Annotated in this window: 25 protein-coding genes; 14 read left to right on the forward strand and 11 right to left on the reverse strand. The window is 67.9% G+C overall.

Going from position 1 to position 24,978, the window contains the following annotated elements:
- Nucleotide 1: 1 nt before the first annotated feature.
- The 5 genes from hsaB (at nt 2) to GKZ92_RS04000 (ending at nt 4,394) form a co-directional block, all read left to right on the forward strand.
- Nucleotides 2-574: a 3-hydroxy-9,10-secoandrosta-1,3,5(10)-triene-9,17-dione monooxygenase reductase subunit gene (gene hsaB / locus GKZ92_RS03980; protein WP_006358451.1), complete on the forward strand. Its 573-nt coding sequence runs from the start codon at nt 2-4 to the stop codon at nt 572-574.
- Nucleotides 571-1,767 carry a hypothetical protein gene (locus GKZ92_RS03985; RefSeq protein WP_006358452.1) on the forward strand — a complete coding sequence of 399 codons (1,197 nt, stop codon included), beginning with the start codon at nt 571-573 and terminating at the stop codon, nt 1,765-1,767. Before hsaB ends, GKZ92_RS03985 begins: the two co-directional genes overlap by 4 nt.
- Entirely contained in the window at nt 1,764-2,555 is a 792-nt protein-coding gene (locus GKZ92_RS03990) for an SDR family oxidoreductase (RefSeq protein WP_035751854.1), read from the forward strand. The genes GKZ92_RS03985 and GKZ92_RS03990 overlap by 4 nt, the downstream gene beginning before the upstream one ends.
- Nucleotides 2,548-3,690 (forward strand): sulfotransferase family protein, encoded by a 1,143-nt coding sequence (locus GKZ92_RS03995; protein ID WP_035751852.1) that lies wholly within the window; start codon nt 2,548-2,550, stop codon nt 3,688-3,690. The genes GKZ92_RS03990 and GKZ92_RS03995 overlap by 8 nt, the downstream gene beginning before the upstream one ends.
- A 77-nt stretch (nt 3,691-3,767) precedes the next feature.
- The gene (locus GKZ92_RS04000; RefSeq protein ID WP_035751850.1) at nt 3,768-4,394 is read left to right on the forward strand and encodes a TMEM175 family protein; all 627 of its coding nucleotides are present in this window, start codon (nt 3,768-3,770) and stop codon (nt 4,392-4,394) included.
- 7 nt (nt 4,395-4,401) lie between these two features.
- On the opposite strand, the gene GKZ92_RS04005 is transcribed toward GKZ92_RS04000, so the two are convergent.
- From GKZ92_RS04005 to GKZ92_RS04030, 6 genes are all read right to left on the reverse strand, one after another.
- Nucleotides 4,402-5,499: an acyl-CoA dehydrogenase family protein gene (locus tag GKZ92_RS04005; RefSeq protein ID WP_035751848.1), complete on the reverse strand. Its 1,098-nt coding sequence runs from the start codon at nt 5,497-5,499 to the stop codon at nt 4,402-4,404.
- Nucleotides 5,496-6,464, reverse strand: coding sequence for an acyl-CoA dehydrogenase family protein (locus tag GKZ92_RS04010; protein WP_035751845.1), 969 nt, complete (start codon nt 6,462-6,464; stop codon nt 5,496-5,498). Before GKZ92_RS04010 ends, GKZ92_RS04005 begins: the two co-directional genes overlap by 4 nt.
- Before the next feature lie 6 nt (nt 6,465-6,470).
- Nucleotides 6,471-7,637 (reverse strand): acyl-CoA dehydrogenase family protein, encoded by a 1,167-nt coding sequence (locus GKZ92_RS04015; RefSeq protein ID WP_006358458.1) that lies wholly within the window; start codon nt 7,635-7,637, stop codon nt 6,471-6,473.
- Between the two features lies 1 nt (nt 7,638).
- On the reverse strand, nt 7,639-8,547 hold the full coding sequence (locus GKZ92_RS04020) for an enoyl-CoA hydratase (protein WP_035751842.1): 909 nt from the start codon (nt 8,545-8,547) through the stop codon (nt 7,639-7,641).
- A 44-nt stretch (nt 8,548-8,591) separates the two neighbouring features.
- Nucleotides 8,592-9,062 (reverse strand): hypothetical protein, encoded by a 471-nt coding sequence (locus GKZ92_RS04025; protein WP_035751840.1) that lies wholly within the window; start codon nt 9,060-9,062, stop codon nt 8,592-8,594.
- 95 nt (nt 9,063-9,157) lie between these two features.
- Entirely contained in the window at nt 9,158-10,081 is a 924-nt protein-coding gene (locus GKZ92_RS04030; RefSeq protein WP_042376209.1) for an IclR family transcriptional regulator, read from the reverse strand.
- A 61-nt stretch (nt 10,082-10,142) separates the two neighbouring features.
- Here GKZ92_RS04030 and cysD point away from each other — a divergent pair, with 61 nt between their 5' ends.
- From cysD to GKZ92_RS04045, 3 genes are all read left to right on the forward strand, one after another.
- The gene (gene cysD, locus GKZ92_RS04035) at nt 10,143-11,105 is read left to right on the forward strand and encodes a sulfate adenylyltransferase subunit CysD (RefSeq protein ID WP_006358462.1); all 963 of its coding nucleotides are present in this window, start codon (nt 10,143-10,145) and stop codon (nt 11,103-11,105) included.
- Nucleotides 11,105-12,967: an adenylyl-sulfate kinase gene (gene cysC / locus GKZ92_RS04040; protein ID WP_042376207.1), complete on the forward strand. Its 1,863-nt coding sequence runs from the start codon at nt 11,105-11,107 to the stop codon at nt 12,965-12,967. The genes cysD and cysC overlap by 1 nt, the downstream gene beginning before the upstream one ends.
- A 72-nt stretch (nt 12,968-13,039) precedes the next feature.
- Nucleotides 13,040-13,819: a 3'(2'),5'-bisphosphate nucleotidase CysQ gene (locus GKZ92_RS04045; protein ID WP_035751833.1), complete on the forward strand. Its 780-nt coding sequence runs from the start codon at nt 13,040-13,042 to the stop codon at nt 13,817-13,819.
- 30 nt (nt 13,820-13,849) lie between these two features.
- Here GKZ92_RS04045 and GKZ92_RS04050 read toward each other — a convergent pair whose 3' ends face one another.
- The 3 genes from GKZ92_RS04050 to eccA all read right to left on the reverse strand — a co-directional run bounded on the left by GKZ92_RS04050 (nt 13,850) and on the right by eccA (nt 16,685).
- On the reverse strand, nt 13,850-14,389 hold the full coding sequence (locus GKZ92_RS04050; protein ID WP_006358465.1) for a hypothetical protein: 540 nt from the start codon (nt 14,387-14,389) through the stop codon (nt 13,850-13,852).
- 14 nt (nt 14,390-14,403) lie between these two features.
- Complete coding sequence (locus tag GKZ92_RS04055) at nt 14,404-14,832, reverse strand: hypothetical protein (RefSeq protein ID WP_006358466.1); 429 nt, start codon at nt 14,830-14,832, stop codon at nt 14,404-14,406.
- 68 nt (nt 14,833-14,900) lie between these two features.
- The gene (gene eccA, locus GKZ92_RS04060) at nt 14,901-16,685 is read right to left on the reverse strand and encodes a type VII secretion AAA-ATPase EccA (protein WP_035751832.1); all 1,785 of its coding nucleotides are present in this window, start codon (nt 16,683-16,685) and stop codon (nt 14,901-14,903) included.
- Nucleotides 16,686-16,844: 159 nt separating this feature from the next.
- Here eccA and purL point away from each other — a divergent pair, with 159 nt between their 5' ends.
- From purL to GKZ92_RS04075, 3 genes are all read left to right on the forward strand, one after another.
- Nucleotides 16,845-19,190 carry a phosphoribosylformylglycinamidine synthase subunit PurL gene (gene purL / locus GKZ92_RS04065; protein ID WP_230461893.1) on the forward strand — a complete coding sequence of 782 codons (2,346 nt, stop codon included), beginning with the start codon at nt 16,845-16,847 and terminating at the stop codon, nt 19,188-19,190.
- Between the two features lie 144 nt (nt 19,191-19,334).
- Nucleotides 19,335-19,697 (forward strand): CD225/dispanin family protein, encoded by a 363-nt coding sequence (locus GKZ92_RS04070; protein WP_042376203.1) that lies wholly within the window; start codon nt 19,335-19,337, stop codon nt 19,695-19,697.
- A gap of 28 nt (nt 19,698-19,725) precedes the next feature.
- Nucleotides 19,726-20,142 carry a DUF2752 domain-containing protein gene (locus GKZ92_RS04075; RefSeq protein ID WP_196222028.1) on the forward strand — a complete coding sequence of 139 codons (417 nt, stop codon included), beginning with the start codon at nt 19,726-19,728 and terminating at the stop codon, nt 20,140-20,142.
- Here GKZ92_RS04075 and GKZ92_RS04080 read toward each other — a convergent pair.
- Complete coding sequence (locus GKZ92_RS04080; RefSeq protein ID WP_155225012.1) at nt 20,131-21,078, reverse strand: glycerophosphodiester phosphodiesterase; 948 nt, start codon at nt 21,076-21,078, stop codon at nt 20,131-20,133. The two genes, GKZ92_RS04075 and GKZ92_RS04080, sit on opposite strands and share 12 nt — an antisense overlap.
- 35 nt (nt 21,079-21,113) lie before the next feature.
- On the opposite strand from GKZ92_RS04080, the gene GKZ92_RS04085 reads away from it, so the two are divergent.
- Both GKZ92_RS04085 and GKZ92_RS04090 read left to right on the forward strand, forming a co-directional pair.
- A complete protein-coding gene (locus GKZ92_RS04085; RefSeq protein ID WP_230461894.1) occupies nt 21,114-21,749 on the forward strand; it encodes a hypothetical protein in 636 nt (211 codons plus the stop codon).
- A 22-nt stretch (nt 21,750-21,771) separates the two neighbouring features.
- Entirely contained in the window at nt 21,772-22,851 is a 1,080-nt protein-coding gene (locus tag GKZ92_RS04090) for an NAD(P)H-dependent amine dehydrogenase family protein (protein ID WP_075862511.1), read from the forward strand.
- 4 nt (nt 22,852-22,855) lie between these two features.
- Here the strand turns inward: GKZ92_RS04090 and GKZ92_RS04095 are convergent, their stop codons facing one another.
- Complete coding sequence (locus GKZ92_RS04095; RefSeq protein ID WP_006358474.1) at nt 22,856-24,364, reverse strand: hypothetical protein; 1,509 nt, start codon at nt 24,362-24,364, stop codon at nt 22,856-22,858.
- A 47-nt stretch (nt 24,365-24,411) separates the two neighbouring features.
- Between GKZ92_RS04095 and GKZ92_RS04100 the strand changes: the two genes are divergently transcribed.
- Nucleotides 24,412-24,831, forward strand: coding sequence for a sterol carrier family protein (locus GKZ92_RS04100; protein WP_006358475.1), 420 nt, complete (start codon nt 24,412-24,414; stop codon nt 24,829-24,831).
- Nucleotides 24,832-24,978: the final 147 nt, after the last annotated feature.

Here is a 24,978-nt window from a genome sequence, read left to right on the forward strand (position 1 = left end):
CATGGCCCAGACGCCTTACGGGTCCGCGGAGTTCGACTCCCGGCAGTTCCGTACCGCGATGGGTCAGTTCTGCACCGGCGTCACGGTCATCACGACCGTCGACGACGACGGCAAACCCGTCGGCTTCGCCTGCCAGTCCTTCGCGGCGCTGTCCCTCGATCCGCCGCTGGTGCTGTTCTGCCCGATGAAGACGTCCCGGAGCTGGAAGGTCATCGAGAAGGCCGGGAAGTTCTGCGTCAACGTCCTCTCCAACCGGCAGCAGGACGTGAGTGCGGCTTTCGGCGCCCCGGGTGACGACAAGTTCGCCAACATCACCTGGGACCCGTCGCCGGCGGGCCTGCCGGTGATCAGGCACGCGCTGACCTGGGTCGAGTGCGACGTCGAACGGGTCACCGACGGGGGCGATCACCACATCGTCATCGGCCGGGCGCTCACGCTGGGCGAAGTGCTGCAGGACAAGCCGCTGCTCTTCTACCGTGGCGGCTATCTGTCGACAGAACATCCGCGGGTGACGCCGGCACAGGCCGAACTCGAGAACTTCCTGACCTGGACGGGCGGAGACACCTGGCTATGAGCTCGCGCGAGATCGCTGTACCGCAGGACCTGACCAAGCCCCTGACCGATGCGATCGCCGAGGCGGAGAAGCTGGTCGCGTCGGCGGAGTTCGCCGAGACCGAGCAGGATCTCGCCGAGGGGTACGACTATCTCGCGGGCAGCATCGCCGCGATCATCCAGCTGGTCCGCGGCCGGTCGTTGTCGCACCCGAACTTCGTCACCTCGACCGGGCCGTCGACCAAGATGGGCCTCGACAACCCGGACACGCTGTACTACCACGCCGACGTCGAACCGACCGGGACCTACGTGGTCCGCGGACGCCGTGGCACCACAACCGATCTCAGCTTCCAGGTGCTGCGCGGCGACTACACGCCGTCCGCGGTGCCCGGCGGCGAGGACGCCTTCGACGACCGTCGCCTGACCATCGCCGACGACGGCACGTTCGAGCTGACCTTCGGACCGGGGATCGCCGACCCGCCCGACAACTACTTCGCCCTCGGCGAGGGGGCGTCGATGCTCGCGGTCCGCGAGGTGTACTCCGACTGGACCGAGCGCAAGGGTTCGATCACCGTCGAACGCGTCGACACCGTCGGAACCGCGCCGGAGGAAGCCGATCTCGCCCGCGTCGCACGTCGGTACGCGACGGCGGGCAAGATGCTCACGGCACGCATCAACACCTGGTTCAATTTCCCCAAGTGGTTCTACCTCGACGAACCGGTCAACACCTTCACCCCGCCCCGGCAGACACCAGGCGGGCTGAGCACCCAGTTCTCCTCGGTGGGCCACTACCGTCTGGGTCCCGACGAGGCGATGGTCATCACGATCCCGAAGTCCGATGCGCCTTATCAGGGATTCCAGCTCGGGAGCATGTGGTACATCTCGCTCGACTACGTGAACCACCAGACCAGCCTCAATTCGGCTCAGGCGCAGGTCGACCCGGACGGCATGATCCGCATGGTCGTCTCGCACCGCGACCCCGGCGTCGCCAACTGGATCGAGACGACCGGCCGGGAGAAGGGCATCCTGCAGTTCCGCTGGCAGCGCAGCGATTCGCCGATCGGTCCCGAGCTCGGGCCGACGGCGACGGTCGTGGGCCTCGACGACGTGGCCGCGCACCTGCCGCACTTCGAACACAACAAGATCGACGCCGCCGGCTGGTCCGACCGGATCGCGGCACGGCAACGCGCGTTCGCCGAGAGGATGCTGGGATGAGTTCTGGAGCGGGTCTCCTCGACGACAAGGTGGTCGTCGTATCCGGCGTGGGACCCGGGCTGGGTCGCTCGATCTGCCTGCGCGCCGCCGCCGAGGGAGCTCGTGTCGTCCTCGCTGCGCGCACCGAGTCGCGTCTCAAAGAGGTGGCCGCGGAGGTCGATTCGGCCGGAGGGACGAGTCTCGTCGTGCCGACCGACATCACCGACGACGCCGCCGTCGACAATCTGGTCGCCACCACGCTCGCCGAGTTCGGCCGGGCAGATGTCCTGGTCAACAACGCCTTTGCCCTGCCGTCGATGAAACCGCTGGGCCGCACCGACTTCGAGCAGATCACCAGCAGCATCGAGGTCACCGTCGTCGGGACCCTGCGGGTGATCAAGTCGTTCACCGATGCGCTCGCCGAGGCGAACGGGTCGATCGTCAACATCAACTCGATGGTCATCCGGCACTCCGAACCGCGATACGGCAGTTACAAGATCGCCAAGTCGGCGCTGCTCGCGATGTCGCAGACGCTGGCGTCGGAGCTGGGGGATCGCGGTATCCGCATCAACTCGGTGGCGCCGGGTTACATCTGGGACGATCAGCTGAAGTGGTACTTCGGCGAGGTCGCCAAGAAGTACGGCATCACTCCCGAGCAGGTGTACGAACAGACCGCGTCGAAGTCCGATCTCAAACGCCTGCCCGAGCCGGACGAGATCGCCGACGCCGTGATGTTCCTCGCCTCGCCGATGGCGCGGGCGATCTCCGGGCACACCCTGGACGTGAATTGCGGTGAATACCATGACTAGTACGGCGCGGACCGACGTCGGGACCATCGCGGACCTGCACGCCTCGGCCACCCGGGCGACGGGCCTCGAGGACTTCGGTGACACCGACTACCTGGAGCCGTTGGGCATCCTGCTCGACTCCTACCGCTCCGAGGCCGGACTCACCGAACTCGGCAGCAAGATGTTCCGGTTCTTCCTCAAGGGAGCACTCGTCGCCCGACTGCTGAGTGAGGCGTCGTGGAAGGCGAACCCGGAACACGCCGAGGTCGAGATCACCCGGCCCATCTTCGTGACCGGTCTGCCGCGCACGGGAACCACTGCGCTGCACCGGCTCCTGGCCGCCGACCCGGCGCACCAGGGGTTGGAGATGTGGCTCGCCGAGTTCCCGCAGCCGCGGCCGCCCCGCGACACCTGGGCCGACAACCCGGTGTACCAGCAGATCCAGGCCGGCTTCGAGCAGCACCACGTCGAGAACCCGGAGTTCATGGGGCTGCACTACATGGATGCGGGCGAGGTCGAGGAATGCTGGCAGTTGTTGCGGCAGAGCGTCACCTCGATCTCCTACGAGTCGCTCGCCCATATCCCGACCTACTCGCGCTGGCTCGCCGAGCAGGACTGGACGCCGGCATACCTGCGGCATCGCAAGAACCTGCAGCTGATAGGCCTCAACGATCCGGGCAAGCGGTGGGTGCTCAAGAACCCGAGCCATCTGTTCGCACTCGACGCGCTGATGGCCGCCTACCCGGACGCGCTGGTCATCCAGACCCATCGCGCGCCGTCGACCATCATCGCGTCGATGTGCAGCCTCGCCGAGCACGCCACTCCCGGCTGGTCGACGACCTTCACCGGTGATCAGATCGGACAGGACCAGCTGGAACTGTGGTCGCGTGGATTGCGTGAGTTCTCTCGCGCCCGCGAGAAGTACGACCCCGCCCAGTTCCTCGACATCGACTTCGCCGACCTCCGCTCGGACCCGATGGGCACCGTCGAACGCGTCTACGCGGCGCTCGACACCCCCATGTCCGAGGCGGCCCGCGCGGCGGTGACCACGCTCGACGAGGAGAGCAGGTCCGGTGCGCGGAAGCCGCAGCACCGCTACCAGCTCGCCGACTACGGACTCGACGAGGCAGTGGTCGAGGCGGCGTTCGGGGAGTAGCCGGGAACGGGCGCGCGATCCGGGACCATCGGGTCGATTGTCGCGCGCGCCGACCGCCACGGTTCTACATTCAACCAATGGCCGCACCGGAGAATCGGAAGTCGGAAGAGGGTCTGAGTCGGCTGATCGCGTTCGCGGACGCGGTGGTGGCGATCGCGCTCACGCTGCTGGTGCTCCCGCTGGTCGACATCGCCAACGACCTGCGTGAGGAGACCTCGGTCGCCGAGGTGGTGTCCGACCATGCGCTCGAGCTGACCAGCTTCTTCGTCAGCTTCGTGGTGATCTGGGTGCTCTGGCGGCAACACCATCGGGCGATGGAGTACTTCCGTTCCTACGACTCGGTTTTGATCAATCTCACCTTCGTGTGGCTGCTGACCATCGTGGTGCTGCCGTTCGCGACCGCGATGGTCGACGACAGCCGGGTTGAGTGGGCGAACGTGCTCTACATCGGCGTGCTCGCCATCTCGGTGGCGTCGCTCGTCGGGATCGCTCAGTGGGGGCATCGGCACCGGGAGCTGCTCGTCGACGACGAGGCCACCGACCGCTGGGCCAGGTCGTCGGGTGGGTGGGGCACCCTCCTGGCCCTGGCGGTGGCGCTGGTCATCGCGCTGGTCTACCCGAAGAGCGGGAACTGGCCGCTTCTGCTGCTGCTCTTCACCGATCCGATCGAGCGGACGCTGGACCGCCTCCGCAACCGCGCCTGAGAGCCGACTATCGCAGGCGCGCAGCAGCTTCGGCGACCGCGAGATGCGGGGCGCCCAGCAACTGCGACGACGCCTGTGCGCGCTTGAAGTACAGCTGGATGTCGTGTTCCCAGGTGATGCCGATGCCGCCGTGCAACTGGATGGCCTCGCCGGTGATTCGCCGGAAGGCATTCGAGCAGTACACGTGGGCGGCGAGGGCCAGTTCGGACGCTTCGGGGTCGTCGCCGGCGACCGCGGCGACCGCCGCACGCGAGATCGAACGAGCGGTCTCGACGAGAACGTACATGTCGGCCATGCGGTGCTTCAGCGCCTGGAACGAGCCGATGGTGCGGCCGAACTGCTTGCGCGACTTGGTGTACTCGACGGTGAGGTCGAGGGCGCGCTGGGCGCCGCCGACCTGCTCGGCGGAGAGCATCGCCCACCCGAGCGTCCGCAGGCGTGCGGCGAGGTCGGCCGGTGCGGGGATCGCGGTGGACACGACCTCGTCGAACCGCACCGAGGACAACGCACGCGTCGGATCGAGAAGAGGCAACGGCGACACCGTCACACCGGCCGCATCAGCGGCGACCGAGTGCATTGTCACGTGCTCACCGGGCCCCGATGCCAATACCAGGAAGGTGTCCGCGGACTCGGCATCGACGACGAAGTGTGCGGTGCCGGAGAGCAATCCGGCGTCGGCGTGCACGCCGGGGGTGTCCCAGCCGCGTTCGCCGGCCCAGCACAGGGCGGCCGTCTGCTCACCGGCGGCCAGCGCGGGAAGCAGCTGCGACGCGGCGTCGTCGTCCTGCGCCAGCAGGATCGCGCCGGTCGCCAGCACCGAAGACCCGAAGGCGGGCACCGGACTCAGGGTCGCACCGAGTTCTTCGAGGACAGCGGCCAACTCGGCCCACGACGCCCCCGCACCGCCGGCGTCCTCCGGGATGGGAAGTGCCGCCACCCCGATCTCGGTGCACAGGGTCTCCCACAGGCCGCGGTCGACGCGTCCGGTCGACGCCATGGCCGTGCGCACCGAGGCGATGTCTCCCCGGCGTCGCAGCAGATCACGCACCGCCTCGGCCAGTGCCTCACGTTCCTCGGCGGAGATCGCGAGCGTCTCGGTGGTCACAGTGTCTCCAGGATGCGTCGACGATGGACTGCGGGCGAGCCCCAGGCGGACAGGAGCGCGCGGGTCTTGGTGATGTACAGCGAGATGTCGTGTTCGGCGGTGTAACCGATCGCCCCGAGCACCTGCAGCGAGCGGCGGGCCGAGAGGTGCGCGGCGTCGGCCGCCGCGACCTTGGCCGCCGACACGTCCCGCGACACGTTGGTGTCCTCGGGCACCTGGCCGTCGATGCCGAGTGCTGCGGCATGGACCAGGGGACGGGCCATCTCGAGTGCGATGGCCACATCGGCGAGGTGATGCTTCACGGCCTGGAAGGACCCGATCGGCCGGCCGAACTGCTTGCGGGTCTGTGCATATTCGCTGGCGAGGGCGAGCATCGCCTGACCGAGTCCGAGGAGTTCGGCTGCGGTGGCGAGTGCCCCGGCGTCGACGGCGTCGGACGGGTCGATGCCGGTGGCCAGGGTCTTGTCCGGAGCCACCCGTGACAGTGTGCGGGTGGTGTCCACCGAGGGTTCGGTGCCGAGCACGGTGGCCGTCGACAGGACGCCGTCCTCCACGACGTACACGTCGGCGGAATCGACATCGGGCGCGAGCGGCTGCAGCGGGGCGATGGCACAGGTCGCCAACCGCCCCTCGGCGAGATCCTGGAGAGGGCCGTTCACGTCCGCGTCTCGCAACAGGATCGGCAGGACGGCAACGCTTTCCACGATCGGTCCGGGAGCGCAGTGGCGTCCGAGCTGTTCGACGGCGACGATCATCTCGACGGCGCCGGCACTGCTGCCGCCGTGGGATTCGTCGATGAGGAGGCCGCTGATCCCGGCGTCGGCGAGCTGGGAGTAGACCTTGGTGACCGCGGTCCGGTCACCGGCCGCCCATGCTCTAGCCGCGGCGGGCATGTCGGCCTTGCCGAGCATGGCGTCGACGGTGGCGGCGAGGTCCGTGTGGATGTCGGAGAGTTGGAAGTCCATGTGGTATCAGCGATCTCCGCGAGGAAGGCCGAGGAGTCGCTCGGCGATGACATTGCGTTGGATCTCGTTGGTGCCGGCGTAGATCGGGCCGGACAGGGAGAACAGGTAGCCGTCCATCCAGGCGTCGTCGAGTTCGGCGTCCGGTCCCTGTAGATCGAGGGCGGTCTCGTGGGCGGCGATGTCCCACTGCGACCAGAAGACCTTGTTGATCGAGGACTCCATGCCGAGCTGTCCGCCTGCGGAGAGCCGGCTCACGGTGTGCCAGGTCGACAACTCGTAGGCGCGCGCCCCGATCCAGGCGTCGGCGACCCGCGCATCGGCGTTGGCCGTCGAGGGCACCTCGTCGCGCTTCGACCGCCACAGGTCGACGAGGCGGTCGGTGGTGGCGAGGAAGCGGCCCGGTGCTCGCAGCGAGAGTCCGCGCTCGTTGGCGGCCGTGCTCATCGCCACCCGCCAGCCGTTGTCCACCTCGCCGATGACCCCGGACTCGCCGGGGTTCGCGGGGTCGTCGGGCACGAAGACGTTCTCCAGGAACAGCTCTGCGAAACCCGCCTCGCCGTCGAGCTGCGCGATGGGACGGACGGTGACGCCCTCGGCACGTAGGTCGAACATGAAGTAGGTGAGGCCCCTGTGTCGCTGGGCCTCCTTGTCGGTGCGGAAGAGGCCGAAGGCCCGGTCGGCGAAACTCGACCGCGAACTCCACGTCTTCTGCCCGTTCAGCAGCCAGCCGCCGTCGGTGCGGACCGCGGTCGAACGGAGCGAGGCGAGGTCGCTGCCCGCCTCCGGCTCGCTCCACGCCTGGCCCCAGATGTCGTCGGCCCGGGCCATCCGCGGCATGATGCGTTCCAGCTGAGCGGGATTCGCGTGCTCGAAGAGGGTCGGGGCGAGCAGGAAGATGCCGTTCTGGCTCACCCGGCCCGGTGCGCCCGAGCGGTAGTACTCCTCCTCGAAGATCACCCAGTGGAGGAGGGGAGCGTCGCGGCCGCCGTACTCCTCGGGCCAGCTGACGACCGACATGCGGTCGGCGGCCATCGTGCGCTCCCACTCGCGGTGGGCCTCGAAGCCCTCCGCGGTGTCCATGGACGGGAGGGGTTCGCGCGGAACGTGTTCGGCCAGCCAGGAGCGGACCTCGGCCCGGAACTGCTCGGCCGCGTCGTCGAAGAGCAGGTCCATGTCAGCTACCCGATCCTGCCGAGGCCTTCATCGACTTGGCGTCCATGCCGCCGAGCGAATCGCCGCCCGACGCCTCGGCATTGGCCGAGTGGGCGAAGTGGTGCCAGCCGAAGACCGAGTCCATCGAGTTGCGGAGTCCCATCTGGTCCTCGCAGATGTTGACGGCCTTCTTGCTGAGGAACAACCCCTGCATCGGCATCGAGACCGCCTTCTCGACGATCTCGTTCACCTTGGTCTCGAGCCCGTCGCGCGGCACGACGTGGTTGACCATGCCCCAGTGGGCTGCCTGCGTGGCGGTGAAACGCTCGCCGGTGAACAGGATCTCCTTCGCGCGGCGGGTGCCGAGGGCGTATGCGTGCGCGAAGTACTCGACGCCCGGGATGCCCATGCGTGCCACCGGGTCGGAGAAGAACGCATCGTCGGAGGCGACGATGAAGTCGCAGATCCAGGCCAGCATCAGGCCGCCGGCGATGCAGGCGCCGTGGACCTGGGCGATGAGCGGCTTGGGGATGTCGCGCCAACGGCGGCACATCCCCATGTACACCTCCATCTCGCGGGCGAGGCGCTGATCGGCACCGGTCTTGTCGGTGTGATCCCAGTGCAGGACGGCGGCGTTCTCGTAGTAGGTGTCGAAGTCGCGCTCCGGGGTGCCGATGTCGTGTCCGGCCGAGAAGTGCTTGCCGTTCGCGCGCAGGACGATGACCTTCACGGTCGTGTCCTCGACGGCCTTGCGGAAGGCGGCGTCGAGCGAATACGTCATGACCGAGTTCTGTGCATTGCGGTACTCGGGACGGTTCAGTGTCACGTACGCGACGGCACCTTCGGGCCCGCCGACCTCGTAGGCGACCGGAGAGGTGTCCGGGCCGAGATCGTCGGGGCCGAGTGCGGGCGGGATGGCGGCATCACTCATGCCCACGAGCCTAACCTAGCAAGTGCTTGGTTGGTAGCCCGGCGTCAGGGAACGACGATCGTCCCGCTGCAGCTCGTCGACGGCACGCTCCACAGCGCGTTGCGGTTCGTCGCGCCGAAGGTCACAGCCACCCGGCCCTTGCCGATCGTCTTCACCGGGATGACGAAGTAGTGGACACCCTGGTAAGGCGGGTTCACCTTGGTGTTGCTGACCTTGAAGCCACGTTTGCCGGTGGACAGGTTGTGCCAGTCCATCCGCAACGACGACTGGTAGCCGCCGGGGAAGTAGCTGGGGAAGTCCGCGGCGATGTAGGCATCGCCACCGTAGGTGCTGACGATGGCGCGTCTCACCATGAACGGGAGGTCGACGATGTTCGGGCTCGGGCCGATGCAGTGCGAGACCGGGAACTCGCGCGCCGCCTCGGCTTGTCCCGTGCCGGCGAGGCCGAGTCCTGCTGCGGCTGCGACCGACAGGGTCGCCGCGGCCAACCTGGTGAACGTCTTCGTCCGGACCATGCTCGAACTCCTCGTGTCGTGGGAACGATCGGCCCGCGGCCGACTTCCGGCGATTGTCGCGAATCCAGTGGGGTTTCGTTGCGGAGTACCGGAATTCATCGCAGATGCGAGGAGATCTCTTCGGCCGCTGCGCGGGTGGCGTCGGCGATCGAGTGCAGATCCGCGACGTCCAGTGTGGAGTTCGGGCACGCGACCATCGCGGCGACGACCCGCCCCGTGTGGTCGAAGATCGGCGCACCGATGGTCACCACCGGAACGCCCTCGCGGGCGCCGGCGTCGAGCTCGTCCGGCAGGTAGTCGATCACCGACAGTTCGGTCAGCAGGTCTCCGACCCGGCTGCGCAGGTTCTCCGACATGGTGTCCAGGGAGTTCAGGGCGTCGATGATCGCTACGTGGTCGTCGGTCATCCGCTCGATCGAGTAGCCGCGTTCGGCGATCACGTCGAGGATCATGCGCAACCGGGTGCGGGTGGGCTCGGCGGCCTGAGCGATCCAGGCATCACGTGCCTCCGCCGGGTCCCAGGCGACGAATTCGCGGCAGATCGGCGGGCGGATCCGGATGCGGCTTCCGTTGCGAAGCCACGGATGCGGTTCGGAGTCGGCCGCGAGATGCGGTGGGAAGGCGTGCGCCGCGAGCGTGACGACGTCGGTCGAGGATCGGCGGGCCACGAAGAAGGGGATCGAGAAGCGTCCAGACAGGTCGTGCGCGGCTACCGCCGCCCATCGGTCGAGGTGATCGGCGTCCGCGGCTGCCCGTGCGAGGGCTCGGAATTCCGGGCCGATCCCGTATTTCCCGGTGGCGGGATCGCGGCTCAACCAGCCGTGTTCGGTCAGTTCGGCGACGATCGCGTGTGCCGTCGCACGCGAGAGCGAGGTCTGCCGGACAATCTCGGCGAGGGTCAGTGCCGGTTGATTGGCACCGGCCAGCAGCTGGACGATGTGGACGACCCGCGAGGTGGGTGGCGACGCCGCGCGCGACGGTTGACGCGCATCGGAGAGGTCGCCTACGGTCGGTGTCACATTGTCAACACTTAGTGTCGAATATTCGACATGTCAAGGGGGGTTGCGCACGGTGACGAGCATGACCGAAGCGAACGGCGGCAGCGCCGGCGACCGGCAGGCACACCGACCGGGCCGGCACGGGTACGAGTTGTCGCATCTCGCGGCTCTCGAAGCGGAGTCCGTGCACATCTTCCGCGAGGTCGCGGCGACCTTCGAACGTCCGGTGCTGCTGTTCTCGGGCGGCAAGGACTCGGTCGTCATGTTCCACCTGGCGCGCAAGGCGTTCTGGCCCGCGCCGATCCCGTTCCCGCTGATGCATGTCGACACCGGACACAACTTCGACGAGGTGATCGCCTACCGCGACCGGGTGGTCGCCGAGACCGGCGTCCGACTGATCGTGAGCTCGGTCCAGGACGACATCGACGCCGGACGCGTCGTCGAGCAGACGGGTCCCGGAGCGAGCCGCAACCGCCTCCAGACCACGGCTCTGCTGCGGGGTATCACCGAGAACCGCTTCGACGCCGTGTTCGGCGGTGCGCGTCGCGACGAGGAGAAGGCGCGCGCGAAGGAACGCGTCTTCAGCTTCCGGGACGAGTTCGGCGCGTGGAACCCGCGGGACCAGCGGCCCGAACTGTGGCGGCTCTACAACGGGCGCCATGCGAAAGGGGAGCACATCCGGGTCTTCCCCCTGTCGAACTGGACCGAACTCGACATCTGGCAATACATCGCCGAGGAGAGCATCGACCTGCCGTCGATCTACTACGCGCACCAGCGGGAGGTGATCCCCCGCGACGGCATGCTGCTCGCGAAAACCCGTTTCCTCCAGGAACTCCCGGGGGAGGAGATCCGAACGGAGACGGTGCGCTTCCGGACCGTGGGCGACGCCACCTGCACCGGGTGCGTCCTGTCGGCGGCCGACGACGTCCGCAAGGTGATCGAGGAGATCGAGGTGACCCGGGTGACCGAACGCGGGGCCACGCGCGCCGACGACCGGATCTCCGAGTCGGGCATGGAGGATCGCAAGAAGGAGGGGTACTTCTGATGAGCGGGGTCAATGCTGCCGGGGGTGCCACCGAGATGTTGCGGCTCGCCACCGCTGGTTCCGTCGACGACGGCAAGTCGACACTGATCGGCCGGTTGCTGTACGACTCCAAGGCGATCTTCACCGATCAGCTGGAGTCGATCGAGCGGACCAGCGCGGAGCGGGGCGACGAGTACGCCAACCTCGCGCTCCTGACCGACGGTCTGCGGGCCGAGCGCGAACAGGGCATCACGATCGACGTGGCGTACCGCTATTTCGCCACTCCCAGGCGGAAATTCATCATCGCCGACACCCCTGGCCACGTGCAGTACACCCGCAACATGGTGACCGGGGCGTCGACCGCGGATCTGGCCATGATCCTCATCGACGCCCGCAAGGGGGTGCTGGAACAGACCCGGCGACACGCGTTCCTCTCGACACTGCTCGGGATTCCGCACCTGACGGTCTGCGTCAACAAGATGGACCTCGTCGACTGGTCGCAGGAACGCTTCGACGAGATCTGCGCCGACTTCATCGATTTCGCGGCCAAGCTGAACGTCGTCGACCTCACCTTCATCCCGATGTCGGCGCTACGCGGCGACAACGTCGTCGAACAGTCGACCGCGATGCCGTGGTACGAGGGCAGGCCGCTCCTCAACCACCTCGAGCACGTCTACATCGCATCCGACCGCAACCTCATCGACGCCCGCCTGCCGGTGCAGTACGTCATCCGTCCGCAGCGCAGCGATGGCGCCGACCACCGCGCGTATGCGGGTACGGTCGCCGGCGGCGTGTTCGCCAAGGGCGACGAGATCGTGGTTCTGCCAAGCGGATTCAGTACCACCATCACCGAGATCTGGGAACCGGGCGGGGCCCGTGTCGACGAGGCGTTCGCATCGATGGCCGTGTCGGTGGAGCTCGCCGACGAGATCGACATCGTGCGCGGCGACATGCTCGCGCGGCCGAACAACCGGCCGTACGTCGGGCGCGACATCGACGCGATGGTGTGCTGGTTCGCCGAAGACGCGGATCTCCGCTCGCACAACCGCTATCAGCTCCTGTGCGGAACGCGACTGACCCGCGCGCAGATCACCGGCCTCAACTACCGGCTCGACGTCAACTCGCTGCACCGCGACGAGAACGCCGAGGCGCTGTCGCTCAACGAGATCGGCCGGGTGACCCTGCGTACGCAGGAACCGGTCATGTTCGACTCGTACCGGCGCAACCGGGACACCGGCAGCTTCATCCTCATCGACGAGGCCACCAACCGCACCGTGGGCGCGGGCATGATCAACGCTCCGGTCAGCCACGACAGCCACATCGTCTGGCAGGCCAGCAAGGTCGACCGCGAACACCGGGCGCACCGCGGTGCCACCATCTGGCTCACCGGACTCTCCGGTTCGGGGAAGTCGTCGCTCGCCGTCGAACTCGAGCGGCGATTCGTCGCCGAGGGCCGGCCCGCCTACCTGATGGATGGTGACAACCTCCGGCACGGGCTGAACTCCGACCTGGGCTTCTCCGACGACGACCGGCGCGAGAACATCCGCCGGACCAGCGAGGTCGCGGCGCTCTTCGCCGATTCGGGTGCGGTCGCGATCGTGTCGCTGATCAGCCCGTTCGACGAGGAACGGCAGCGCGCCCGCGAGATCCACGCCCAGCGGGGTCTGCCGTTCTACGAGATCTTCGTCGACACCCCGATCGAGGAGTGCGAGCGGCGGGACCCGAAGGGGCTGTACGGCAAGGCTCGCCGGGGCGAGATCAGCCAGTTCACCGGCATCGACTCGCCGTATGAACGGCCGGCCGACGCAGAGCTCGTCATCACCCCCGATGACGGCGCGCCCGCCGAGGTCGCCGACATGGTCCTCCGTAACCTGGGACTGTAAGAAACGCCGGTTGGCCGGGGGTACCCCTGGGTATGCAGCGACTGATCAGCACAACGCCAGAGAGGGAACCCCGTGACCGACGATCGAGCACTCGCAGGCGAACTGGCCACCGCGGCAGGAGAACTCCTCCTGGACATTCGCAAGACCAGTGGGCTGACCGGCAAGGAGCTGGGAAACGCCGGCGATGCGCAGTCCAACGATTTCCTGCTTCGACGGCTCGCGGAGGAGCGACCCGACGACGCGGTGCTGTCGGAGGAATCGGCGGACGACAAGTCCCGACTCCAGGCGGAGCGGGTCTGGATCGTGGACCCGGTCGACGGCACCCGTGAGTACGGCACCTACGAGCCGGGAGCCGGCCGCGCCGACTGGGCCGTTCATGTGGCGCTGTGGTCGGCGACCGACGGTCTGATCGCCGGTGCGGTGGCACTCCCGGCGCTCGGCGTGACCTACGTCGACGACGAGACGGTCGTCGAACCCACCGAGGGACTGGCCTCGCGGCCGCGTACCGGTGTGCCCCGCGTCGTCGTCAGCTCGTCGCGCCCACCGGCTTTCGCCGACGAGGTCGCCGCCGCGGTCGGCGGTGAACTCCTGCCGATGGGTTCGGCCGGCGCGAAGGCGATGGCGGTGGTCCGCGGTGAGGCGGACGCGTATGTGCACGCCGGTGGTCAGTACGAATGGGATTCGGCCGCACCGGTGGCCGTCGCGCAGGCGAAGGGTCTCTGGTGCGGACGCATCGACGGCTCGCCCCTGGTCTACAACAACGACGACACGTATCTGCCCGACCTGGTGATCTGCCGACCCGAATACGTCGAGGCGATCCTCACCGTCACGACCGAGGGTGCGGGCGGCTGACGCACGGCCGCGTGTTCCGGGAACCCCGGCTCAGTGCGTCAGCACGACCTTGATGACGACGATCGCGGTGGCCACCACGGTGACCGCGCCGGCGCCGATCAGCGTCGCGCGATTGGGCCGTTCGTTGTTCAGTCGGTCGATGACGAAAACCGTTCCGCCGATTCGTAAGAGGATCACGATCTCCGCGGCGAGCTGGGCGGTGCGCGGATCGATCCAGCCGACCCAGGCCATCGCCAGGATGAGACACGGGACCGACGCGGAGGACAGGATCGGCACCGAGTCCCGCAGATTGTGAAGAACCATCGACTTGTTCGGATGGATGGCGCCCTCGTGCACGCGGCGTCCCACGGCCTCGGCGAAGACATGCGCGACGAAGGTCGACGCCGCCGTGCCGAGCAGGATCAGGATGCCGACGAAATCGTCGGTGAGGTGCAGCGGGATCAGCGCCGCCAAGATCAGGATGTTGCCGTAGATGTAGGCGCTGATGCGGGGGGCGGCGTGTTCACGGTCCAGCGGATTGCTGCGCGAGAACAACGGGCCGTGCAGCACTGTCCACGGGCGAGCGGTCATGGACAACGAAAGTATCAGCGAGTGGGCACGAGTTCACCGACAACGTCGGCGACCTTGTCCTCGAGGCGGGTGAGGCAGACCGTCGCCGCGACGGTGGCGACCTGGTCGGCGTTCGACTTCACCCCGAGTGCTGCCACGGCGGCCGCACGCCCCTCGTCCTCGAGTGCGCGGAATTCGCGGCAGCTCAGGGCCTTGGCGTCGCCGGCGTCGGCGGAGCCCGTCGGCCGGGGTGTGCCCGTCGACGGCCGGGCCGCCGAGCTCTCGGCGGTGCCCGGTGCTGCCGGAGTGGCCTGCTCGGTGCTGGTCTGCTCGACCGAGGTCTGTTCCGAGACCGTCGTCGTCGGCGCGGGTTCGGCGTCGTCGGACGAGCAGCCGGCCAGCGACAACGACAGCGCGGCAGCCCCGGCGAGCAGGGCGGGACGGAACAGACGAGCGCGGGACATGAGGAAACCTCTCTGGGGATTCGAGTCTCGGTTATCGAGGACGGTACGGCCGGGGCAAAGGAGGACTGCTAGCGGCGGAGTCCGGACAGCACTCCGGAGATCGCGGACCGGATGTCGTCGAGTTCGATGCGCATCAGGTCGTCGGCGGACAGGGAGGCGAGGTCGCCGGCGGAGCTGAGCCGGAACTCGCGTTCCTCCTCGGCGGCTTCGACGATGTTGCGGATGAATCGGCCGTTACCGGCCAGGTCGGTGGCCCGGCGCGTGCCGCCGTCGTCTCCGCGGACATCGTGGTACAGCGGCGCACACGCCTGCTCCAGTTCGGCGACCGCCTCCGGGGTGAGGACCGAATCGCGTTTGCGGGCGATGAACTCGCCGATCTGCGCGAGCTCCTGCGGGGTGTAGGAGTCGAATCGGACGCGACGGGCGAAACGCGACGAGAGACCGTCGTTGGCGGCGAGGAAACGGTCGATCTCCGAGTCGTAGCCGGCGATGATCACGACCAGACGGTCGCGGTCGTCCTCCATCCGCGCCAGTAGGGTGTCCACCGCCTCGCGGCCGAACGCGTCGCCGCCGGACAGGCCCTTCTGGATCAGGGTGTACGCCTCGTCGATGAACAGCACACCGTCCATGGCCGAGTCGATGAGCGCCGACGTCTTGATGGCGGTGGAGCCGAGGTGCTCGCCGACGAGGTCGCGCCGCGTCGCCTCGACGACCTTGTCGGACTTGATGAAGCCCAGCCCGCAGTAGATCTTGGCGACGATCCGGGCGACCGTCGTCTTGCCGGTTCCGGGAGGACCGGTGAAGGCCAGGTGCAGGCTGCGCGCCGACGTCGAGAGTCCGCGGTCGGCGCGGACCCGGGCGAGGGTGGCGGCCGACTGCAGTTTTGCGACCTGCTGCTTGACCGACTCGAGTCCGATCTGTTCGTCGAGCTCGCGCCGGGCATCGGTCACCAGCTCGTTCTCGGCGACGCCGTCCGAGCCGTCCTGCGACACCAGGGTCTCGGTCCGGTCCGGCACGGAGGCGGGGTCCCACGGGTCGGTGCGGGCGGCGATCTGCTCGGGGGTCGTGACAGCCAGGCGGATCGACGGAGACTGCAGAGCCTGTACCGCGGCGGTGTGCGCCGGGTTGCGGGCGTAGACCTGTTCGAGCATCGCCTTCGCCTTCTCCTCATGCCCCTGCTGGCGGAGTGCGAGGGCATAGGCGTACATAGCGCTCGTCGAGCAGGCGGCGATCGGACCGTCGATGGCGTTCTGCAGGCGCCGCATGCCCTCACCGAGCATGCCGAGGCTCACACACGCCGAGCCGGCCATGTAGTCGGCCACCGACTGCATGACGGTGTCGCCCCACCGGTCCGAGCGGGTGAGGGCGGTCAGGACGTCGGGCCACCGCTGGGTCTTGAAGTGGAGGTGAGCGCGGACGAACTCGACGATCGGCAGTCGATGGGCGGGCGGGACCTCGTCCAGCGCCTCCTCTGCGCCGGTGTGGTCGGCGCCGCGGATCAGGCTGGACGCATATGCGGCGGTGGCGTCGACGGCGTTGATCGCCGGGTACTCGATGTACAGCCCGGTGTCCCAGCGGCCTGCGATGGTGCCCGGGGGGAGGCCGAGGCGCCGCTGTTCGGCGCCGATCGTGGCGCGTGCGCGGTACAGCCCCAGGAGCACCTCGTCGCTCGTGTCCCCGCAGGCGAGCCGGCCGATCCAGGCGTCGCCGAGCGACGGGTCCCACTCGGTCGCGCGAGTGAATGCTTTCGCGGCCTGGGCCGGATTGTTGATGGGTTCCTGACCGTCGACCGGGATGTTCAAGGACAGGACACCCAGCTCGAAGAGTGCCCTCGCCTTGCGGACATCGGCCATCTCGTCCCCCTGTGTCAACGTCGTCCCCCCGCGCGGCGGCGGCGTGCGGCGCTCCCCCGCGCACGTCGCGCACACGGCGCGGCTCGAGTGAACAGACTATCCCGAGACAGGCCCGGTCCCCGGAACAGATCTCCCAGGGGAGGACCCGTCGAACATCGGATGGTCCGCCCCGTCGCCTCCGACCGCCCGGGCCCGCCTAGACTTGTCACCGTGAGTGCCCAGGTGGATACCGTCTCAGCCGCTTCCTCGACCCCGGATCATCCGCAACCGTTCCGCGAACTCGGACTCAAGGACGACGAGTACGCGCGGATCCGCGAGATCCTGGGCCGTCGACCCACCGACGCCGAGCTCGCCATGTACTCGGTCATGTGGTCCGAGCACTGCAGCTACAAGTCGTCGAAGGTCCACCTCCGGTATTTCGGGGAGACCACCACCGAGGAGATGCGGGCCAACATGCTCGCCGGTATCGGTGAGAACGCCGGCGTCGTCGACGTGGGCGACGGATGGGCGGTGACCTTCAAGGTCGAGTCGCACAACCACCCCAGCTACGTCGAGCCCTACCAGGGTGCGGCGACCGGTGTCGGCGGCATCGTCCGCGACATCATGGCGATGGGCGCGCGCCCGATCGCGGTCATGGACCAGCTGCGTTTCGGCCCGGCCGACGCCCCCGACACCCGACGCGTCGTCGACGGTGTGGTGCGCGGCGTGGGCGGCTACGGCAACTCCCTCGGCCTGCCCAACATCGGCGGCGAGACCGTCTTCGACGCCAGCTATGCGGGCAACCCGCTGGTGAACGCACTCTGTGCGGGTGTGCTCCGCGTCGAGGACCTTCACCTGGCCTTCGCGTCGGGAACCGGCAACAAGATCATCCTGTTCGGTGCGCGCACCGGTCTCGACGGCATCGGCGGTGTCTCCGTGCTGGCGTCGGAGACCTTCGACGACGACGAGAGTGCGGGCCCGAGCCGCAAGAAGCTCCCCAGTGTCCAGGTCGGCGACCCGTTCACCGAGAAGGTGCTCATCGAGTGCTGCCTGGAGCTCTACCACGCGGGACTCGTGGTGGGTATCCAGGACCTCGGCGGTGCCGGATTGTCCTGCGCCACCAGTGAACTCGCGGCCGCCGGTGACGGAGGCATGCACATCGACCTGGAGAAGGTGCCGATGCGCGCCGAGGGCATGACCCCGGCCGAGGTGCTCTCCAGCGAGTCGCAGGAACGCATGTGCGCGGTCGTCGCCCCGGAGAATGTCGACGCCTTCCTCGAGGTGTGCAAGAAGTGGGACGTGCTGGCCACCGTGATCGGCGAGGTCACCGACGGTGATCATCTGGTCATCACCTGGCACGGTGAGACGGTCGTCGACGTGCCGCCGCGCACCGTCGCGCACGACGGTCCGGTCTACGAGCGCCCGGTGGCGCGTCCGGACTGGCAGGACACCGTGGTCGCCTCGACCACCGAGCCGCTGAAGCGCCCGAGCACGCCGGATCAGCTGCGCGAGACCTTGCTGCAGATGTTGGCCAGCCCCGCGCTGTGCAGCCGTAGGTTCATCACCGATCAGTACGACCGGTACGTGCGTGGCAACACCGTCCTGGCCGAGCACGCCGACTCCGGCATGATCCGGATCGACGAGAAGACCGGCCGCGGAATCGCGCTGGCGACCGATGCGTCGGGCCGCTACACCTTCCTCGACCCGTACCGCGGTGCCCAGCTGGCCCTGGCGGAGGCCTACCGCAACGTCGCCGTCTCGGGTGCGACGCCCAAGGCGGTCACCAACTGCCTCAACTTCGGCTCGCCCGAGGATCCGGCGGTCATGTGGCAGTTCCAGCAGGCGGTCCGCGGACTCGCCGACGGTTGTGCGCAGCTGGGTATCCCGGTCACCGGCGGCAACGTGAGCTTCTACAACCAGACCGGTGCGACCGCGATCCTCCCGACGCCCGTCATCGGTGTCCTCGGTGTGATCGACGACGTTCATCGTCGTATCCCCACAGGTCTCGGCACCGAGCCGGGGGAGACGCTGATCCTCCTCGGTGAGACGCGCGACGAGTTCGACGGTTCGATCTGGGCGCAGGTCGCCTACGACCATCTCGGTGGCGTGCCCCCGGAGGTCGACCTCGAGCGTGAGCGGCTGCTGTCCGAGATCCTGACCGCGGCTTCGCGCGACGGATTGATCTCGGCCGCACACGATCTCAGCGAGGGTGGACTCATCCAGACCGTCGTCGAGGCGGCGCTGGCCGGCGAGACCGGTTGCCGCCTGCTGCTGCCCGAGGATGCCGACCCCTTCGTCTGGCTGTTCTCCGAGTCCGCCGGACGCGTGCTGGTCGCAGTGCCGCGCACCGAGGAGTCCCGCTTCTCCGCCATGCTCGACGCCCGCGGCATGCCGTGGACGCGCATCGGCGTGGTCGACCAGGGCAGCGACGAGGTCGAGGTCCAGGACTACTTCTCGGTGCCGCTCGCCGAGCTGCGCGAGGTGCACGAGGCGACGCTGCCGCGTCTCTTCGGCGATACCGCGTAGCGAGCCGAATCGTTGTAGCGCCGTTCCCCTTCTGCGGGAACGGTGCGCGTATATCGTTGAAAGCAATCTGATTCACCGACCCGACGAATACGGTCGGGGTCGGATACGCTCCTTGGGTTCTCAACGAGAGTCGAAAGGGCGCAGATGAGCTATCCCCACGATCCGAACCAGCCGCCGAACTACGGCGCTGCGCCCGGCTACGGACAGCAGCCGTACGGCGCATACGCGCCCGGTCCCGAACCGGACAACAACCTCGTGTGGGCGATCCTGACGACGGTGCTGTGCTGCCTGCCCCTGGGGATCGTGGCGATCGTCAAGTCCACCTCGGTCAGCAAGCTGTGGGCCGCCGGTGATTTCGCCGGTGCTCAGAAGGCGGCCGACGACGCCAAGAAGTGGGCGATGTGGGGCGCGATCATCGGGGTCGTCGGCTCGATCCTCATCGTGGTCGTCTATTTCGTCTTCGCGGCGTTGATCATCGGTGCAAGCGCCACCACGTCCACGTACTGAACGGTTCGAGCAGGCCGTCCTGGGGCGGGTGTCGGTCCTCTCGAACCATCGGGTCCTCGGCCCGGCGACCGTCATCGTCGGGGCTGGGATATGTTGTGCCGCAGTGTTGCTGGGAGATCCCACCACGCCCGGCGGGGTGCTCCCGATGTGTCCCACCAAGTTGATCCTCGGTGTGACCTGTCCGGGCTGCGGGTCGCAGCGTGCGCTCTACTCACTCCTGCACGGTGATCTGGTCGCGTCCCTGCACTACAACGCGGCCTTTGTCCTCGCGACCGGGTTGTTGCTCTTCGCATTCGGCGCCTACTGCCTGCGGCTGTGGACCGGGCGGCGTATCCGCAGCTGGCAGAACATGCGCTATTCCGCCGTCGTGTTGCTCGTCGCCGTGCTCGGCTGGTTCGTGGTCCGGAACATCCCGGTGCAACCGCTCTGGTCCCTACACGTCTGACGAACCGCGGCGTCCGGTGCGCCGGACCCATCGGACCAGTCGTGACCCGCCGGCGTCGGCAGCTGCGTCGAGATCGAGAGCGGCAAGCCCCTCCGGGTCGTCGGTGGTGATCTGGTCGATCCGCAACTCCAAGAGCCGCCTGATATCCGGGACCGAACGAGGTCCGACACGGGTCACCGTGTAGCCGTCGACGAGTCGATCGTGGCGATGGAAGGCGTCGACGAGATCGACACCGCGCCGGTCCGCGGCCAGGATCAAGCGGTTCTCCAGATAGACCATCTCCGCGTTCGGCGACGCGGCCAGCGCACGCGCGACGAAACCCTCGAAGTCCCCGGACCGGATCGCGGCGTCGGCGGCACCGTGATGGCAGGGGTCGTAACCGACGCGAATCCCGGGGGCCGCCGACGTCAGGCGCGCCACGGCCGCCGCATCGCCGCAGGACAGGATGTAGTGCGACGCCAGCGGCTCGACGCTGCGCGCGAAGGTGTGCACCGCACGTGGATCGAGGGCGGCGTCGTCCTCCTTGAAGTCGAGCTGGAGGATCGACGACGGTGCGATGTCGACCGTCGAGAACAGCTCGGTGAGGTCCTCGAGTAACAGGACCGGCTCGTCGAGCGCCTTGCCGTGGTTGTCGCGCAGGGACAATCCGCGGAGGTAGGCCGCGGGTAGCGCCGAGATCGCTCCGGAGCCGGTGGTGGCGTGATCGACGACGCGGTCGTGCAGGATCGCGAAACCGCGGTCGGCGTGGATGACCAGGTCCACCTCGATGCTCGCGCCCAGCCGCATCCCCTCGATGATGCGAGAAGCGGTGAAGGCCGGGTCGTCGGCGCGCCGGCGACCCCGGTGCCACTTGAGCATGGTCCGGTGCCCGTCGAAGTCGACGTACAGCGGCGGACGTGCCGGATCGGGCGCTGATGGTGTGCTCGTCTGGGACATCGTCTTCCGAGACTAGTCCCGGTAGGGTCTGGCAGATGGCGGCGTTCTCGATGCCCAGGTGGGTCGGTGCGGTGACGATGGCCGAGTCGGCCGGATTCCTCATCCCGGTCGCCGGGTTCGCGATCTCCGCCATCACCGGGTTACCGGTCGGATGGGCCTGGCTGCTCATAGTTGTGTGTGGGGCCGGCGAGGGCGCGCTGCTCGGTCTCGGTCAGGCAGTCGCCCTCCGCGGGACGTCGTGGCAGGTCCCGACCGCGCGATGGGTTCCGGCGACCGCGGTCGGCGCGATGATCGCCTGGTCGTTGGGGATGGCGCCGTCGAGTCTTGTCGATCTGGGTGTGGACATCGACTTCGGGAATCCCCTCACCTGGATCGTGGCCGGCGCGGGTGCGGTGGCGCTGCTGATCAGCATTCCCTCGGCGCAGTACGTCGTTCTGCGGAACCGAATCCCCCACGCATGGCAGTGGAGACCGGTGAACGCGGCCGCCTGGACGGTGGGACTGGTCTTCACCTTCCTGCCCGGTCCGTTCATCGACGAGTCCACCCCCGGTATCACGATGGCGGTCGCCTTCGTCCTGGCCGGCATCTGTATGGCCGCGACCGTCGCGGTGGTCACCGGACTCTGGTTGCGGTCGCGACCTGTTCTCGCCGAACCGGCCCTGCAGAGTTGAAACGTGTTCTAGTTTGAGGGGCATGACTCTGCGCGTGGTCGAGTGGTCGACCGGAACCGTCGGAAGACATGCGATCGCCGGGATCGACGCCCATCCCGACCTCGAACTCGTCGGGGTCTGGGTGTCGAGTCCGGACAAGGTCGGGAAAGACGCCGGCGCACTGGCGGGCCTCGATCGTGACCTCGGCGTCGCCGCGACCGACGACCGCGACGCACTGATCGCCCTGAAGCCCGACTGCATCGTGCACACCGCGATGACCGACGACCGGGTGATGGAGTCGATCGAGGATCTGATCTTCTTCGTGGAGAACGGGATCAACGTGGTCTCCAGTGGTCCGGTCGTGTTGCAGTTCCCGAAGGGAATCCTGCCGGACAGACTGCTGGACCGGATCGCCGCGGCCGGCGAGTTCAGCGGTGCCAGTCTGCACGTCAACGGCATCGACCCCGGTTTCGCCAATGACGTTCTGCCGCTGTCGTTGACGAGTCTCTCCCAGCGGATCGACGAGGTGCGGTGCCAGGAGATCGCGGACTACTCGACCTACTACCAGCCGGTTGTCATGCGGGACCTGTTCGGCTTCGGGCAGCCGATGGACACGACGCCGTTGCTGCTGTCGCCGGGCATCCTGTCGATGGGCTGGGGCAGCGTGGTGCGGCAGATCGCCGCCGGACTCGACCTCACCCTCGATGAGCCGCTCGTCGAACGGGTGGAACGCGTCGAGGCCGACCGTGACTATTCGACGGTGTCGGTGGAGATCCCGAAGGGAACCATGGCGGCGTTGCGATTCGAGGTCGCCGGTCAGGTCGACGGAGTGGATCGTGTTGTGCTGGAGCACTACACGCGCACGCACGCCGACCAGTGCCCGGAGTGGCCGACCCCGCACGAGGGTGACGGTTGCTACCGGATCGCGATCTCCGGCGAGCCGGAGATGACCGTCGAGTTCGGTCATCACGGGGAGAACGGCGACCACAACGTCTCCGGGATGATCGTCACGGCGATGCGGCTGGTGAATTCGGTTGCCGCCGTGGTCGATGCGAAGCCGGGCCTGGTGACCGCCCTGGATCTACCGCTCATCACCGGGCGGGGTCTGGTGACGCGGGGCTGACCCCTCACATGTCCCACGTGTGCACGGGTTCGCCCTCGTGCATGAGAGTCACGTAATCGGCGAGCATGCCGCTCAGCGCCGCCGACCGGCTCTCGCCGGCCTTCTCGCGGGCGGCGACGGCCTCGCGCTGCCACACCGACCCGGTCCGGCGGGTGACGCAGCGTCCCTCGATCACCGACAGATACCGCTTGCGGGCCTTGTCCGAGACGCCGTATGCGCGAAGGCCTTTCTCGGCGAGGGTCAGCAGGCGCCGGAGTACGAGTTCGTCCGGTCGGACCCAGCCGACGTCGGGCCAGTAGAGCTGCGACTCCATGCCGAAATGCGCACCGGACTGTAGGTTCTCCGCGGCCGCGTTGAACGACATCTGCGACCACAGCGGCCGGTCGGCCTCGACGAGCCCGCGGACCACCCCGTAGTAGAAGGCGGCGTTGGCCATCGTGTCCACGACCGTCGGTCCGGCGGGCAGCACCCGGTTCTCGACGCGCAGATGTGCCTGCCCCTCGTGGATGTCGTACACGGGCCGGTTCCAGCGGTAGACCGTGCCGTTGTGCAGCCGCAGCTCGTCGAGCGTCGGGATACGTCCGGCATCGAGTTCGGCCAGCGGATCGACGTCGGTCGAGACGGGTAGGAGAGCAGGGAAGTAACGGGTGTTCTCCTCGAACAGGTCGAAGATGGTGTTGATCCAGCGTTCGCCGAACCAGACGCGTGGCCGGACGCCCTGGTTCTTCAGCTCCAGCGGCCGGGTGTCGGTGGCCTGCTCGAAGACCGGGATGCGACTCTCGTGCCACAGTGCGGTCTCGGCGAGGAACGGGGAGTTGCCGGCCAGCGCCACCTGTATCCCGGAGATCACCTGGGCGGCATTCCAATGCGCGGCAAAGTCTTCCGGGGCCACCCTCAGGTGCAGCTGCAGCGAGGTACAGGCGGCTTCGGGGAGGATCGAGTCGGTGGACGTGTGGAGGCGTTCGGTGTCATGGCCGTCGCCCAGCGGCACACCGCTGATGTCGATCTCGAGGTCCTCGCCGCGGGCGTTGAAGATCTGCTCGTTCAGCAGGTCGTAGCGGGGGTTGGCCGAGATCCACTGATGGGCAAAGTGTTCGGCCTTCAGGGTCGGGAGCATCCCGATCATGACCAGGTGGTTGTCCGTGCGGGCGGCGCGTTCCTCCGCGCGGTTCAACGACGTCCGCAGCGCCTGTTCCAGCGAGATCGTGTCGTCGGTGGTGAAGGGCCGCGGCGAGACGTTGATCTCGATGTTGAACTGCCCGAGTTCGGTCTGATAGTCGGGGTCGGCGATCGCCTCGAGGACGGCGGCGTTGGCCATGGCCGGACGCATCTGCTCGTCGACGAGGTTGAGTTCCACCTCCATGCCGAGGAGGGGTTTGGGTGGCCGCCCCTGATCGGTGAACAGCCCGTCGGCGAGCATCCGCGCGATCGCGTCGGTACCACGACTGACCTGCCGGCGGAACCTCACGCGATCCTCGCCGGTGAACTCCTGTTTGGTCACTTCCGCGCCCATGCGTCACATACTGCCCCAATTCGGGCGGCGTCAACCGCCGTTGCAAGATGACTGACGTGCCCCCGCGTAAGAGACCCGACCCGGCAGAGGTCCGCGCCGCAGTCCTCGCGGTCGCGGACTGGCTCGGCGACGAATCGGCCCCCGCGCCGTCGCGGCCGGCTCTCGCCGCCGCCGTCCGCCTCACCGCCCGCACGCTCGAACACCTCGCCCCGGGCAACTCGGTCGAGGTTCGCGTCCCACCGTTCGTCGCGGTGCAGTGCATCGAGGGCCCGCGCCACACGCGCGGGACGCCGCCCAACGTCGTCGAGACCTCGCCGCGCACGTGGTTGCTGATGGTGACCGGTCTGCTGACCTACGACGCCGCGCTCGGCGCCGGTGAACTCGACGCATCGGGCCACCGCGCGGACCTGGTGGCGGGGCTGCTGCCGCTGGTTCCGCTGGGCCCGGGCGCGTCGAGAACCGAGTGATCCGACGAGTGTGATCCGTCACTCCTGGCGTTCACGTGGAATTACGGCGCTTCGGACACCGCTGGAAGATTCGCTCTGTGAGGCAACGGGCACGTAAACTCCGAAACTGTCTCCCAGCACATTGACGTGTTAACCGATTCGCAGCCC

This window comes from Gordonia sp. 135, assembly GCF_009720185.1.
Classification (GTDB): domain Bacteria; phylum Actinomycetota; class Actinomycetes; order Mycobacteriales; family Mycobacteriaceae; genus Gordonia; species Gordonia alkanivorans.

Coding starts and splice junctions, on each gene's coding strand:
- hsaB (WP_006358451.1), top strand. CDS start 2: ATGGCCCAGACGCCTTACGGGTCCGCGGAGTTCGACTCCCGGCAGTTC.
- GKZ92_RS03985 (WP_006358452.1), top strand. CDS start 571: ATGAGCTCGCGCGAGATCGCTGTACCGCAGGACCTGACCAAGCCCCTG.
- GKZ92_RS03990 (WP_035751854.1), top strand. CDS start 1,764: ATGAGTTCTGGAGCGGGTCTCCTCGACGACAAGGTGGTCGTCGTATCC.
- GKZ92_RS03995 (WP_035751852.1), top strand. CDS start 2,548: ATGACTAGTACGGCGCGGACCGACGTCGGGACCATCGCGGACCTGCAC.
- GKZ92_RS04000 (WP_035751850.1), top strand. CDS start 3,768: ATGGCCGCACCGGAGAATCGGAAGTCGGAAGAGGGTCTGAGTCGGCTG.
- GKZ92_RS04010 (WP_035751845.1), bottom strand. CDS start 6,464: ATGGACTTCCAACTCTCCGACATCCACACGGACCTCGCCGCCACCGTC.
- GKZ92_RS04015 (WP_006358458.1), bottom strand. CDS start 7,637: ATGGACCTGCTCTTCGACGACGCGGCCGAGCAGTTCCGGGCCGAGGTC.
- GKZ92_RS04020 (WP_035751842.1), bottom strand. CDS start 8,547: ATGAGTGATGCCGCCATCCCGCCCGCACTCGGCCCCGACGATCTCGGC.
- GKZ92_RS04025 (WP_035751840.1), bottom strand. CDS start 9,062: ATGGTCCGGACGAAGACGTTCACCAGGTTGGCCGCGGCGACCCTGTCG.
- cysD (WP_006358462.1), top strand. CDS start 10,143: ATGACCGAAGCGAACGGCGGCAGCGCCGGCGACCGGCAGGCACACCGA.
- cysC (WP_042376207.1), top strand. CDS start 11,105: ATGAGCGGGGTCAATGCTGCCGGGGGTGCCACCGAGATGTTGCGGCTC.
- GKZ92_RS04050 (WP_006358465.1), bottom strand. CDS start 14,389: ATGACCGCTCGCCCGTGGACAGTGCTGCACGGCCCGTTGTTCTCGCGC.
- GKZ92_RS04055 (WP_006358466.1), bottom strand. CDS start 14,832: ATGTCCCGCGCTCGTCTGTTCCGTCCCGCCCTGCTCGCCGGGGCTGCC.
- eccA (WP_035751832.1), bottom strand. CDS start 16,685: ATGGCCGATGTCCGCAAGGCGAGGGCACTCTTCGAGCTGGGTGTCCTG.
- purL (WP_230461893.1), top strand. CDS start 16,845: ATGGTCCGCCCCGTCGCCTCCGACCGCCCGGGCCCGCCTAGACTTGTC.
- GKZ92_RS04070 (WP_042376203.1), top strand. CDS start 19,335: ATGAGCTATCCCCACGATCCGAACCAGCCGCCGAACTACGGCGCTGCG.
- GKZ92_RS04080 (WP_155225012.1), bottom strand. CDS start 21,078: ATGTCCCAGACGAGCACACCATCAGCGCCCGATCCGGCACGTCCGCCG.
- GKZ92_RS04085 (WP_230461894.1), top strand. CDS start 21,114: ATGGCGGCGTTCTCGATGCCCAGGTGGGTCGGTGCGGTGACGATGGCC.
- GKZ92_RS04090 (WP_075862511.1), top strand. CDS start 21,772: ATGACTCTGCGCGTGGTCGAGTGGTCGACCGGAACCGTCGGAAGACAT.
- GKZ92_RS04095 (WP_006358474.1), bottom strand. CDS start 24,364: ATGGGCGCGGAAGTGACCAAACAGGAGTTCACCGGCGAGGATCGCGTG.
- GKZ92_RS04100 (WP_006358475.1), top strand. CDS start 24,412: ATGACTGACGTGCCCCCGCGTAAGAGACCCGACCCGGCAGAGGTCCGC.